The sequence below is a fragment of the Methylophaga sp. UBA1464 genome (assembly GCF_002325665.1).
Lineage (GTDB): Bacteria > Pseudomonadota > Gammaproteobacteria > Nitrosococcales > Methylophagaceae > Methylophaga.
In genome coordinates, this window is record NZ_DCSO01000045.1 from 47513 (window position 1) to 61178 (window position 13666).

At 47.0% G+C, this 13666-nt stretch carries 10 protein-coding genes; 9 read left to right on the top strand and 1 reads right to left on the bottom strand.

Translation table 11 applies throughout. The features are described 5' to 3' along the window. The 8 genes from B3O33_RS04910 to fae all read left to right on the top strand — a co-directional run. A partial coding sequence (locus B3O33_RS04910) for an Hpt domain-containing protein (RefSeq protein ID WP_292363115.1) occupies positions 1-4939 on the top strand: 4939 nt, incomplete at its 5' end. A 22-nt stretch (positions 4940-4961) separates the two neighbouring features. Then, complete coding sequence (locus tag B3O33_RS04915) at positions 4962-5447, top strand: chemotaxis protein CheW (protein ID WP_292361225.1); 486 nt, start codon at positions 4962-4964, stop codon at positions 5445-5447. Between the two features lie 9 nt (positions 5448-5456). Beyond that, complete coding sequence (locus B3O33_RS04920; protein WP_292361226.1) at positions 5457-7397, top strand: transglycosylase SLT domain-containing protein; 1941 nt, start codon at positions 5457-5459, stop codon at positions 7395-7397. Between the two features lie 9 nt (positions 7398-7406). Continuing rightward, positions 7407-8633: a multifunctional CCA addition/repair protein gene (locus tag B3O33_RS04925; protein WP_292361227.1), complete on the top strand. Its 1227-nt coding sequence runs from the start codon at positions 7407-7409 to the stop codon at positions 8631-8633. 80 nt (positions 8634-8713) lie between these two features. Next, a complete protein-coding gene (gene mch, locus B3O33_RS04930) occupies positions 8714-9697 on the top strand; it encodes a methenyltetrahydromethanopterin cyclohydrolase (RefSeq protein WP_292361228.1) in 984 nt (327 codons plus the stop codon). A gap of 9 nt (positions 9698-9706) precedes the next feature. Beyond that, entirely contained in the window at positions 9707-10633 is a 927-nt protein-coding gene (locus B3O33_RS04935) for an ATP-grasp domain-containing protein (protein ID WP_292361229.1), read from the top strand. Further along, positions 10623-11501 carry a triphosphoribosyl-dephospho-CoA synthase gene (locus B3O33_RS04940; protein ID WP_292363116.1) on the top strand — a complete coding sequence of 293 codons (879 nt, stop codon included), beginning with the start codon at positions 10623-10625 and terminating at the stop codon, positions 11499-11501. Before B3O33_RS04935 ends, B3O33_RS04940 begins: the two co-directional genes overlap by 11 nt. A 117-nt stretch (positions 11502-11618) precedes the next feature. Further along, on the top strand, positions 11619-12137 hold the full coding sequence (fae, locus tag B3O33_RS04945; protein ID WP_226072570.1) for a formaldehyde-activating enzyme: 519 nt from the start codon (positions 11619-11621) through the stop codon (positions 12135-12137). Between the two features lie 41 nt (positions 12138-12178). Here the strand turns inward: fae and B3O33_RS04950 are convergent, their stop codons facing one another. Continuing rightward, complete coding sequence (locus B3O33_RS04950) at positions 12179-12874, bottom strand: HisA/HisF-related TIM barrel protein (RefSeq protein WP_292361231.1); 696 nt, start codon at positions 12872-12874, stop codon at positions 12179-12181. A 106-nt stretch (positions 12875-12980) separates the two neighbouring features. Here B3O33_RS04950 and B3O33_RS04955 point away from each other — a divergent pair. Further along, on the top strand, positions 12981-13666 hold a 686-nt coding region (locus B3O33_RS04955), incomplete at its 3' end, for an ATP-grasp domain-containing protein (RefSeq protein ID WP_292363117.1).

The following is a 13666-nucleotide window of genomic DNA, read 5'->3' on the forward strand; positions in this document are numbered from 1 at the left end:
CGGATATCCGGAAACCTTATTAAAACAACTGTTACTACTGGTTGCCAGCTCAAGCAGCTATGGGCCACTGGTCACTGGCGTTAAACAAAGCTTTGACCTGACATTTTATGACCAGGCTTCACAGCTTATTGGCCACAGCGATTCTGCACTGGTAGAAGCGCAAAATGCTCTGCTCGAACAGCTCGAAGAATTAAAAGAACGTATCAGTCAGTTTGATGTTGCAGAAGATCAAGCCGACGAGGCAGTCAACGATATCAGTCTGCAATTGCTCAGCATGGCGGATACGCTGTCACTACTGCAGCATCAGGCGCAAAGTAATTGCTTACATAGTCAACACACTGCCCTGCAAAGATGTCTGGCAACGGATAAGTCCTACCATGCACAGTTAACCAGTCTGGCTGATGATTTGCTGCAAATTGAAGCAAGACTCAGACAAACCGATGCATCGGATGCAATTCATCGTCAGTTACAAAAAACCGTTTTAACGGAATGCCTTAATGAATTGGCCAGCATTAAAGAATTGCTGATCCAGCAATCAAATCATCAGGCTGAAGATACTGATGAAATGCAGGAAAACTTAACCAATAGTTTACGGATGCTGGCAGGCAGCCTGGATGTTCTGGATATCAATATCGCTGCAAACCTGTTTACTTCTCTTGCCAACAAATTTGCGGATGAAACGTCATTATTAACCGCCCCTCATGACCAGCAGAACCTGGCAGAAATACTTGCTTCAGCAGAAATTTATCTGGACGATCTGCACCGGACCGGCCAGGCTGATGAGAATCTTCTGCAAACAGCCCTGCAAACATTACAAAATTACGGTCAAAGCTCTGGGCGAACCCACGCATTGGATCTGCCCGACATTAATTTTTCTGTTGATGCATCGAGTGAAAACGCATCAGCCGCTGAAAAGCAGAAACTAAGCTCGGTTGCTCTATATATCAAAGCACTCGAGGATAAAGCAACAGATACCGATGCCCCTCCACTCAGCATCACGGTAACGGAACAGGAATCTGTTGAACCTGAAGGAATCCCCCAGCCAGCAGATCAGGATCAGGCTGTGGAACTACCCGAGATTGATTTTTCTGCCGATGATTCTATTACCTTCAAGTCAGCTGCTGAAAAACCAAAATTGAGTTCTGTCGATCTATATATCAAGGCACTCGAAGACAGGGAAACAGATACTGATACCTTGCAGTTTGAAGATTACGATCCGCTTGCTGCAGACTCCAGCGAGCGCGTCACTGAAGCGGAAACATTGGCGTTGCAGGATGATCAGTCAACCGTCCTCAGCACTGGTCAGAAAGCCGATGAGCACCCGCAACCCGTTGAACTTGAAGAACGAACGCCTTCGACTGCTGAGCACTTTGAAAGCGGTGATAGTCCTGTAGCCGGAAACTGGCTATTTGAAGAACATATTAATCCTGAAATTGCCGAAGTTTTTGTTGAAGAAGCCGATGAGGTGTTAACAGACTTGCAGCAATTATTGCCAATATGGAGTGAAACACCAGAAACCGGTGACATCGCGACTATCCGTCGTCATTTTCATACCCTTAAAGGCAGCGGCCGGATGGCCGGTGCAACCACCATCGCTGATATGGCACAAGCAGTTGAACATATACTGAATCGAGTTTTGGACGATGAATTACCTGTTTCGGATGAAATCATGGCGCTCGCCATGGAGGCAGTTCCTGAAATTAAAAACTGCTTAACATTATTTACCCAGGCAGAGTCTGATTTTACCGAATCCGCACAAGCATTAACCATTCTGGCCCAACAACTTGCAGAACAGGAGAATGTGCTGGAAATTGCTGATGAAGATGACGAAGACAAAGCACTGCGGGATATTTTCTATCAGGAAGCAGAGCAGCATCTGCAAACCCTGTTTGCAGAAACCGCTATTCTGCAAACCGGTAAAGTCATCAACAAAACCATGCTCAGTGCAGCACACTCTCTGAAAGGCTGTGCCAATATTGCCAATGTAAAACCCGTCGCGATAATTGCCACTCAACTGGATCAGACTTTCCGTAACCTTTACCATCAGCAGCAAACCTTCACTGATGCGTCTATCAGTGAATTGAATGACATTATTGTTGAACTGGGTCAGTTACTGCAGTCTGTTAAAACGGGGACAGAAGAACCTGATATTCGTCTACTGGACCGCCGGATTTTCGAACTTTGTCCCAAAAAATCAGAACAATCCTACAGTGCACGACTCGATCCTGAACAACTTGTCAGTTTCCTGGAGGAAACGGACAGCCTGTTAAATGAATACGGTCAGCAGCTTGAAATATGGCAGCAATCAAATGATGAGGCTCCCTTAGTCCTTCGGCAGACGCTAAACACACTGGCAGAGAATGCGGAAAACAGCGCATTGCCTCAACTCGCAGCACTTTATCAACTGATGCAGCGCCTGATAATGCATCCACAGAGTCGCAGTGATAATTTAAGTGGACTGCTTGATGAAGCTTTAGAAATTGTAAATGATCAGATTGAAGCACTGATACAACACAAAGCACCAGCGGATTTCACAAATTTCCGTGAACAAATCCGTTCCACCCTGACGGCTTTGGACGATATCTCAACGGTCGATGTTGATCCTGAAATTCTGGAAGCTTTTACTGAAGAAGCGGCAGAATTGTTGATATCAACTGATCAGGCTATCAAACAATGGCAGACTGAACCGGAAAACCCAGCTGGCTCAATGCAGTTGCAGCGTGATTTACACACACTTAAGGGTGGCGCGAGGTTAACAGCCACCACGGCAATGGCTGATCTGACACATCAAACCGAGACGTTGGTACTTTCTGTTTCAGATCGTTCAGAACAACCTGAGGAAAGCTTTTTTAGTCTGTTGCAACGCTGTCAGGATCGCCTGACAGAAATGCAGGAACAACTGGCTAACAGAAGCCACATTCCAGCCGCGACCGATCTACTGCACGATATTCAGCAATACTCAGGTTATATTCCTGCAGATATCGACAATATCGACACGTTGCCGGAGCAAGCACCTTTCATTGATCTGCCCCGGTCGGAAGCAAGCAGTTTTGCCAGGGATTCATCCGATAACACCACTCCCAGCCCGCAAAGCTCTGAGAAAATCAGAGTCCGGGCTGACCTGCTGGATTATCTGAGTAACTTTGCCGGTGAGGTCAGTATTACCCGTGACCAGGTCACCCAGCAACATGGTGTGATGCATCAGCAGCTTGAGGAGATGGAGGAGACGGTAGCTCGTTTGCATGAACAGCTTCGCAAACTGGAAATAGAAACCGAAACACAGATCCTGTTCCGTTATGAAGACACGGTCCATGATGCGAACGAAGAATTCGATCCACTGGAACTGGATCGTTTTTCCACCATCCAGCAACTCTCGCGCAGTCTGACTGAAACGGTTAACGATTTGAATAATATCAGCCGTTCGATGGGTAACCTGATGCGTGAGACCGATATTCTGCTGCTACAGCAATCCCGGTTGAATACAGACTTACAACAAGGCCTGATGCACACCCGTCTGCTGCCATTTAATTCAATAGTGCCGCGACTGGAAAGAATTGTCCGGCAAACCAATAGTGAACTGAATAAACAATCCAGATTAACTGTCAGTGGCGCGGATTTGGAACTGGATCGAACTATCCTGGATCGGCTGGTGGCTCCGATTGAACATATTCTGCGTAATGCCATTGCGCATGGTTTGGAAACAGCAGATGAGCGTTCGCAACAAGGTAAAGATCCAAGTGGCCAACTTCAAATCAGTATGCAACGTGAAGGATCAGAGGTCTTGATCACCATTGCTGATGACGGTCAGGGACTGAACATCGAAAAAATCAAACAACGAGCGATCTCGCAGAACTTAATCGATCCCTCCAACATCCCCAATGAGCAGGCACTGATTCAGTTGATTCTGACCTCAGGGTTCAGTACTGCCGACAAGATATCTCAACTCGCTGGCCGGGGAGTTGGTATGGACGTTGTCAGCAATGAAATCCGTGCTCTCAAAGGTCGTCTGTCAATCAGCTCTCAACCAGGTAAGGGAACTCAGTTTAACCTGCGTCTCCCACTGACACTGTCAGTGATGCAGGCGTTATTGATCTCGGTAAATCAGCAGCAGTTTGCTGTACCGCTTTCGGCGGTCAATGCCGGTGGGCGGATCAGTCTTCAGCAGATTGGTGAATTGATGGCCCAGGAAAAACCGACATATACATTTCATGGCGAACACTATGATTTTGTTCCACTGAGTAACCTGCTCGGCCAACCACTTAATCTGCTGGAAAATCTACGTCAGCAAATGCCATTGCTACTGTTCCGCAGTGGCGATATCAAAATTGCGTTGGCTGTTGACAGTATTGATAGCAACCGGGAAATTGTTATCAAATCTGTGGGAACTCAGCTTGCTCAGATCAGCGCCATTAACGGTGCAACCATTCTCGGTGATGGGCGGGTGATCTTTATCCTGGATATCCCGACCTTAATTGAAAGCTACCAAAAGCCCAGTGGTACGATAAACCTGCAACAAGCCAGTGAGAGCTTCCAGCAAATCGAAGTTAACCGTAAACCACTGGCAATGATCGTGGATGATTCGATTACAATGCGTAAAGTGACCGGCAGTTTATTAACGCGCTTGGGTTTTGATGTGATGACCGCAAAAGATGGTGTGGATGCACTGGCGCAACTTTACGAACAAACCCCGGATATCGTGCTACTGGATGTCGAAATGCCGCGTATGGACGGATTTGAATTCGCATCCATTATCCGGAATGACACGCAGTTTAAACATTTACCTATCGTGATGATTACCTCCCGAACCGGAGACAAACACCGCCAGCGGGCATTAAGCATCGGTGTAAATGCCTACCTTGGTAAACCCTATCAGGATGATGAGTTGATTATTTCACTGAAACAACAACTTGCTTATCGATATCCGAACGAAAAGCGTTGAGAATAACTCACTAAAGGCGATTATGAGCAAAGAATCTGATTTCATTCATTGCATGTTGATACCGCTCAGACAGCATTATTTATTGCTGCCTAACCCAACGATTGCTGAAGTCATTCCATTACCTCATCTTACAGAGAGCGATATTGACTCAGCCTGGTATATCGGCCAGTTCTTCTGGCGTGAATTACCATTACAGGTGATAGACTTGGAAACGCTGATCGGCAGTGGTCAGCAAAACAAACGACAAATCAACAAACTTTGTGTGATCAACGGCATCAATAATGATGCCAAAATAAAAAACTATGCGGTTGCCTGTTGCGGCGCTCCGCAGCTTATCACTATCAATGAAACCGCCCTGCAACCCACTCATGATATCGTCGACTCCGACTGGTTGCATTGCCAGATAAAGATTGGCTCCAATGTGGCATTTATCCCAAAATTAGACAATATTGAAACTCATCTGCAAAACAGTTTGTCCGGTAGTACATCCTCTGACAATTTGCTTTAAGATACCGGCATGAAAACTCACATTCGACTAGCAGTGCTGCTGATGCTTGCAGCTTTTTTACCTGTCCAGGCCTTTGCTGACGCTGAACTCAATCAACAGAGAAAGCTTTATCAGCAAGCCAAAAAAGCGCTACAGACACATCAACTGACTCAGTTTCGCCAACTGCAAGGTCAGCTGGAAGATTATCCGTTGCGGGAATATCTTGATTATTTATATCTGCAACACCGACTAAACGATACCGAAACAGCAAACATCAGGGACTTCCTGCAAACCCGGGAAGAAAGTTTTTTCAAGGCACGTCTGCGCAGCGCCTGGCTGGATAAACTGGCGAGTAAACAACAGTGGCAACAGTATCTGGAGTTTTATCAGGCACCGCAATCCGCTACACGTGAATGCCACTATGCCCGAGCTTTGATCGCCAACAACCAGCCACAAGCCGCGGCCGAAGCATTTGAAAAACTCTGGTTAGTCGCAGCTTCACAAGACAAGGCCTGTGATCCTGTTTTTCATCACGCTGAACAGCGGGGCTGGCTGACCGATGATTTACGCTGGCAACGGCTGCTGCTGGCATTACGTAACCAGCAGTTTCCTCTGGCCAACTATCTTGCCAAAACCGTAAAACAGAGCGGAACCGCTCAGGCATGGGCAAAACGCTGGGAAGATATACATAAAAATCCTGTTAGCTTGCTGTCACAATTACCCGCATCAGCGCCCGCTCAGGGAGTTTCCCTGGCACAGGATGTTCCAATGGCTCGGGAAATCCTGGTTTATGGCTTAAAACGCTTAGCCAGACAAGATCCTGCAAAGGCGTATTCTCATTGGAAACGCCTGGAAAACCGTTATCAGTTTTCCACGGATGAACGCCACGATGTTCAGGGTAGCATTGGTCTTTGGGCCGCTTTGGATCGTGACGATAAAGCACTCTACTATTACGGCGACACGCCAAATCACCCATGGCGTGTACGTGCCGCCTTATGGCAACAAAACTGGCCTGAGGTACAAAAAGCCATTGCCAGTCTGGATGAAAACACACGACAGGAAACACGTTGGCAATATTGGCTTGCCAGAAGTCTTGCCGAGTTGGGCCAACGTACTGAAGCCGAGGCTATATGGCGTACATTGGTGGACGAACGCGATTATTATGCATTTCTGGCCGCCGATAAAGTGGATGCAGAATATACGATGAACCATCACCCCATTGTCGCTGAACCATTGGAAACTAATGCCATCGTCAACTCTGCCCCTGTAAAGCGCATGCGTGAATTTTATCTGCAGGACGAACTACTTGATGCCCGGCGTGAAGCCTATTTTCTTCAGCAAACCTTGACTCCACGTGAGCTTCAGATCGTGGCAAACGAAACCCACAAATGGGGTTGGCATAATCAAACAATTGCCTTACTGGGTACTGCACGTTACTGGGATGCATTGGATTTACGTTTCCCGGTGTTGTATGACACAGAAATGCGACAAGCCAGTGCGAATGTTGGAGTGGATGCCTCCTGGTTGCTGGCCATAGCCCGGCAGGAAAGTGCTTTTAACCCACAAGCACGCTCTCATGCTGGTGCGATGGGTCTGATGCAAGTGATGCCCGCTACCGGTAAACAGGTAGGGCGTTGGCTTAACAAGCCCTTACAGCATGACTCTGAACTCTATTACCCACCACGTAATATCGAGATGGGAAGTTTTTACATCCGTCGTATGCAGGATCAGTTTCAAAGCAATCCCGTGCTGGCAACTGCTGCGTATAATGCCGGTCCACATCGTGTTTCACGCTGGTTACCTGAACAAACCATGCCAGCTGATATCTGGGTAGAAAATATTCCGTTCACCGAAACTCGCCGATATGTTCGTTCCGTTTTCAGTTTTGCCGCGACCTACGACTATCAGCGAAAACAACCCATCAAACGAATGTCGGAACGGATGCCTGCGGTACAACCCAAAAACCCTTAACATAGCGATATGGAATTATTTAAAGTCGGTGGCTGTGTTCGGGATCGCTTACTGGGACTCCCGGTTAAAGACCGTGATTGGGTGGTGGTTGGCAGCAATGTTAATGAAATGCTGGCCCAGGGATTTCGGCCGGTGGGTAAAGACTTCCCTGTATTCCTGCATCCACAGACACATGAAGAATATGCGCTTGCCCGTACTGAACGCAAAACGGCGCCTGGCTATCATGGCTTCGAAATTCATGCATCACCGGAAGTGACCTTAGAAGAAGATTTGGCCCGGCGGGATCTGACCATCAATGCGATAGCTGAAGATGCTGAGGGTAATGTCATTGATCCTTTCAACGGACAACTCGATCTGCAAAATAAAATCCTCCGCCACACATCTCCTGCTTTTGTTGAAGACCCGGTACGCGTTTTGCGACTTGCCCGTTTTTCTGCACGCTTTGGTTTTCAAGTTGCTGACGAGACCAGGCAATTAATTTCGCAAATGATTGCTAACGGTGAGCTGGAACATCTGGTTGCTGAGCGCGTCTGGCAAGAGCTGGAAAAAGCACTGCAAAGTAAACAACCCTCGCTGTTTTTCTACTGTTTACGTGAGGTGGGTGCCTTACATATTCTGTTTCCGGAAATTGATCGGCTGTTTGGCATACCGCAAATTCCTAAATGGCACCCCGAAATTGATACCGGTGTGCATGTCATGCTGGTATTGGATCAGGCAGCCCGACTCAGCGATGATCTTGCTGTACGCTTTGCTGCTTTATGTCATGACTTAGGCAAGGGCACTACGCCTGCCGATATTCTGCCCAGTCATAAAGGCCATGAAAAACACAGTATTGCATTAACCCGTAACCTGTGTGAACGGTTACGTGTGCCACGCGAAATCAGCAGTCTGGCGATAAAAGTGGCAGAGTTTCATACTCACTGTCATTTATTATTCGAATTATCGGCTGCTGACGTATTAGCCGTATTTGAAGGCCTCGATGCCTTTCGTAAACCACAGCGGTTTTCACAATACTTGCTGGCTGGCGAAGCTGATTTTCGCGGTCGACCAGGGTACGAAAACGCCGATATGCCGGAAAAAATCGCATTTCAGGCCTGTTTTGATGCTGCTTTACAGATTAATGCTGCACCGTTTGTCAGTGAAGGTCTGAAAGGACCGGCCATCGCCGCCGCCATTGCAAGGCAGCGTTGCAAGGTTATTGATCAAGTGCTGAAACCATTTCGCAAAAAACACTGACTTGACAACTGCCTGAACATTACAGGCACCAAGTGCATGACGTATACTATTGTCTTTTTTTATCAGACAGGATTTCTTCCATGAGCAGTCAAATCTCCGCCAACTGGACCAGTGTTAATGCCGCCTGTCAGCCTCTGGTTGATCAATTAATCAATAACGCTCAAGCCCTTCAACTGGAAATCAGTTATCTATCCAATGGCACTCGCGTAGTTGATGCCGGCATCAAAGCCTCTGGCGGTCTTGAAGCCGGACGTTTGATTGGTGAAATCTGTATGGGGGGATTAGGTACCGCAACCCTGGGCAGCAACAGTGGTTTTGCTGAATGGCCGTGGTCAGTGAATGTACATGCCAAAACACCTGTTTTAAGCTGTCTTGGCAGTCAATACGCGGGATGGAGCCTGTCTCACAAAAGTGAAGATGTAAAATTTTATGCTTTGGGTTCAGGCCCGGGCCGCGCCCTCGCAGCTCGTGAAGAGTTATTCAAGGAATTCGGCTATCAGGATAAAGCCGATTCCACCGTGATTGTACTGGAAGTCGATAGCATGCCTCCGGTTGAAATTGCCGAAAAAATCGCTGATAACTGTGCCATTAAACCAGAAAACCTGACCTTGATTCTGACACCAACCACCAGTCTGGCAGGAGTAATGCAAATTGCCATTCGGGTACTTGAAGTCGCTATGCATAAAGCGCATACCCTGCACTTCCCGATGGACAAAATTGTTGACGGCTTTGGGACAACCCCCGTTGCACCTCCGGGTGGTGATTTTATGACCGGCATGGGCCGTACCAATGATGCGATTCTTTATGGTGGTACCGTACATCTGTTTGTTGACAGCAGTAATGATGAAGCACGTGAACTGGCAGAAAAAATGCCAAGTAATACATCGTCAGATTACGGTCGGCCATTTGGTCAGATTTTCAAATCGTATGAATACGACTTTTTCAAAATTGATCCGATGCTGTTCAGTCCGGCTAAAGTGATTATTACCAGTACTCAAACCGGTAAAAGTTTCACTGCTGGTGAGTTGAATGCCGATTTATTAAAACAATCTTTCGGGTTTTAATGATTGAACATGCCTCAAGCCCGCGTTGCTATTTTTAATGATACCCATGGGTGGCACAGTACCCAGCTGACTGATGCCTTATCGGCATTCGGTATGGAGGCAGTGCGTATCGATCTGGCTGATTGCCGGATCGATACCCGTAGCCCGACAGGATTGGTGATTCCGCAGTTTGAAAATACCTTACCTGATGCCGTCCTGGTGAGGGGGATTGCGCCTGGCAGTCTGGAACAAATCACCCTTCGTATGGATGTGTTACATACTCTGGCCGAATTGGGTGTGCCGGTACTTAACCCGGCTCACGCAATTGAATTGACGGTCGATAAAGCCAGAACGTCATTGAAACTTCATCTGGCCAATATTCCTTCACCGCACACCTGGGCCTGTGAAAACAGACAACACGCGTTGCAAATTGCAGCTGAAGAGCTTGCTAAAGGCCATAGCCTGGTCGTCAAACCATTATTTGGCTGCCAGGGAAAAGGGATTCAGCGCATTGAACAACTATCGCAACTCGAGCAACTCTCTGTCGTAGGTGATGCATATTATCTGCAACATTATATTCCACCAGTACAAGCCGATTGCTGGCAGGACTGGCGACTGATGGTCGTTCAGGGCGAAGTGATCGCGGCCATGACCCGTCGCTCGAATCATTGGATCACCAACTTTGCTCAAGGTGCCAACTGTTTTGCCAGCACAGTGACACATGAGATGGCACAGCTCGCCATCCAGGCAACGGCGGTAGTAGAAGCCCCATATGCCGGAGTCGATCTGATTCAGGATCAACAAGGTCGTTTCAGTGTATTGGAAGTGAACAGCGTACCGGCCTGGAAAGGCTTATATCAGGCTACTGGAATTGATATTGCTGGTCGGCTGGCATTGATGGTGAACACTATTCTCCGACAAAATCAAAAGTTGCCGCTTCCTGAACATGCTAGCTGAAAAACAGATTGTCGAATGTGTCCGCTGGGCCTGTGAGCAGGAAGTCAATGCACCCAAACCAGGTAACGTGAATACCTGGAGTGATGGTCATAACATGGAGGTACAGGATTTTTTACTAAGCGCTTCCGCTATCGCTCCGATTATGGCCCAGCCGAATCTACCGGTTGGCAAACGGATTCTGCAGGCCATTGAAGCCACGCGTAAAGTGGTTAACTGTAACACCAATCTCGGCATAGTCCTGTTGTTTGCACCGCTCTGTGACGCGATTCAACGCTGTACCACTTTTGATCAGTTATCCTTTGAACTTGAAGCCACATTAAATGCATTGACCCTGGAAGATGCCCGGTTCTGTTATGAAGCCATTCGGCTGGCTGAAGCAGGCGGTTTGGGAAAACAGGAGCAGGAAGACATCAATCAGCAGCCAAAAGTAACTCTGCGGGAAGCCATGGCATTAGCGCAACATCGGGATACTATTGCTTTGCAATATGTAAATAACTACCAGCAAATATGGGATATTGGCTATAAAGAATTGACAGAAGCGCTGAAATGTGGGGAAAAGGTTGAATGGGCCACCACAATCGCGTATCTTTACTTACTAGCACGTGTGCCGGACACTTTAATTATACGAAAGCAATCTCGGCATCTCGCCCAGACAGTGGCACAAAAGGCACAGTTATTTATTTTAAAAATGAATAAAAATAGACCCTTAAGCAAATCAACAGCCGAGTTGACCGTCTGGGATCAAGAACTAAAGAGTCACGCCATCAATCCCGGAACCTCCGCAGATATGACCGCAGCAGCTTTGCTGCTATTTGCGTTTGAGCAGGCGTTTGATTCAAACCGAATTTCAGTAGCACGATGCTTATAGCGGGCGCCACTGAGCAGGTGATACGTTCCTTTATTACGTATAAACCTCAATCTCACAAAAACGATTGAGGAAAAAATGAGCCTTTTTGACAATTTTTTTGGAACAGGAAAATATAACATGCCAGTTATCGATCGCGTACTTGTAGGTGAATCCTTAGTCATTGAAGATGGTGACTTAGACAACGTTGCTCACATTGACTTATTAATGGGCCCACGTGGTTCAGCAGCAGAAGATGCTTTCTGCCGCACTCTGACCGACCAGAAACAAGGTGTTAATGGCCTGTTGGCTGTTGTTGCACCTAACCTGATGGTCAAACCAGCTACCGTTATGTTCAACAAAGTAACCATCAAAAACATGAAACAAGCTGTGCAAATGTTTGGCCCTGCACAACGTGGTGTTTCTGTTGCCGTTGCTGAATGTGTTGAAGATGGCACTATCCCTGCCAGTGAAGCTGATGATTGCTTCATTTGTGTTGGTGTATTTATTTCACCCACTGCTGACAGCGATGAAAAAATCCAGGACTGGAACTACCGTGCGACTAAAGAAGCTATCAAACGTGCAGTCGCTCGTGAGCCAAAAGCGGCTGACGTTGTTGCACAATATAAAGCTTCAGAACACCCATTTGGTGCTAAGTAAGTTTTAGACTGATGCAGATGCCACCCTTCGGGGTGGCATTTTCAGTTCATTATCTGGCGTATAGCATTTACGCTGAGTTTTCCTTTGTGTAACGCACTGGCAACCAACGCGCCATTTGTACCGATTCCCGCTAAATCCAGTAAATCTTCTTCTCCCCGCACCCCACCCGCAGCCATCAACTTTGCTTCTGGCTTAAGTTCGTTTATTTTTTTCAATAATTGCTTATCCGGTCCGGCTTCACTCCCCACACTGTCCAAACTCATAACAATGATTGTGTCAGGCCATAAATCGCTGTGCTCGAGTAAATCATAATGGCCTAATAAACTCCCCTTTCGAAAATCCAACGACAAGATAAATTCTGTTTTCTGCAGCTCCCCAAGCAAATCTTCATCCTCAAGACTTTCGCTCCCCAAAACCGGTTTGATGTTGGGCAGTTCATGCCAAATCAGCCAGTCATCCAGATTGCGGATTCCCGCATCCAGCCAGATGGTCAGTTGAGGAAAAAGTGTGTGTAATTGCAGATAAAACGCTTTATCAATGCTGCCATTTTCAATGGCATCCAGATCAGCTATATAGATAACCGGAAATGAGAACCATGTTAAAAGCTGTTTTATCACCGCATGTGGATACACACTGGACGTGAGTTGTGACTTTATTGGGAGGTATTGTTCTCGCTGACCACCACGGGCATGCACAACCTTGCCCCCCATCAGATCAATGACCGGTATAATCAACACTTCTTTAATAAACCTCAGAAAAATGAACTTAGTCGTCTACGAGCATATCACCAGTGGCGCTTTGTGTGACGAGCCGTTGCTATCATCGCTCGCACATGAGGGTGAAATGATGCTTTCAGCCATTTTGCAGGATCTGCTTGAGCTGAGCCAGATTCAAATCACGATTCTCCGGGATGCCAGACTAACGCCGCCTGCATGGATGATATCCTCTTCCAGAATCACTATAAACACATGTGCTAATCCACAGGAATTTAAACAACAATGGTGGGAGTGTCTGGAAAATCACGCATTTTTTCTGCTGATTGCCCCCGAAACAGACAATGTTCTCTGCTCCTTGCAACAGCAGGTTCTCGCTGCCGGTAAAACCTACCTCGGCTGCTCAGCAGAGGCAACCCGGCTCTGTAGTGATAAATTACTTTGTTATCAGCAACTGCAAAAAGCAGAGATTGCCACACCTACCACCTTTTCTGCCAAAAATGCATTACTGGATACCTGTCTGATAAACCAATCCTATGTTGTGAAACCGCTGGATGGAGCAGGTTGTCTGGATACATTCATTTTTGATTCTGTTGAGCACACAAGAGCGTATTTACTCGCTTTACCTTCAGGCCAACGTGACAGACTCATTGTTCAGCCCTATATTGATGGGGCAACATTAAGCATCAGTCTCTATCTTGATAATGCTCAAATCCAGCTACTGTCAATTAATCAACAATTAATCGAACAACATGCCACTCAATTTGTCTTTGAAGGGTGTTTGATAAACAGTGTTGCCACACAAGCATTTTCTGA

What these genes read in the sequence shown, in the direction of transcription:
- B3O33_RS04915 (WP_292361225.1), top strand. Translation starts at nt 4,962, where the DNA reads ATGAGCAAAGAATCTGATTTCATTCATTGCATGTTGATACCGCTCAGA.
- B3O33_RS04920 (WP_292361226.1), top strand. Translation starts at nt 5,457, where the DNA reads ATGAAAACTCACATTCGACTAGCAGTGCTGCTGATGCTTGCAGCTTTT.
- B3O33_RS04925 (WP_292361227.1), top strand. Translation starts at nt 7,407, where the DNA reads ATGGAATTATTTAAAGTCGGTGGCTGTGTTCGGGATCGCTTACTGGGA.
- mch (WP_292361228.1), top strand. Translation starts at nt 8,714, where the DNA reads ATGAGCAGTCAAATCTCCGCCAACTGGACCAGTGTTAATGCCGCCTGT.
- B3O33_RS04935 (WP_292361229.1), top strand. Translation starts at nt 9,707, where the DNA reads ATGCCTCAAGCCCGCGTTGCTATTTTTAATGATACCCATGGGTGGCAC.
- B3O33_RS04940 (WP_292363116.1), top strand. Translation starts at nt 10,623, where the DNA reads ATGCTAGCTGAAAAACAGATTGTCGAATGTGTCCGCTGGGCCTGTGAG.
- fae (WP_226072570.1), top strand. Translation starts at nt 11,619, where the DNA reads ATGCCAGTTATCGATCGCGTACTTGTAGGTGAATCCTTAGTCATTGAA.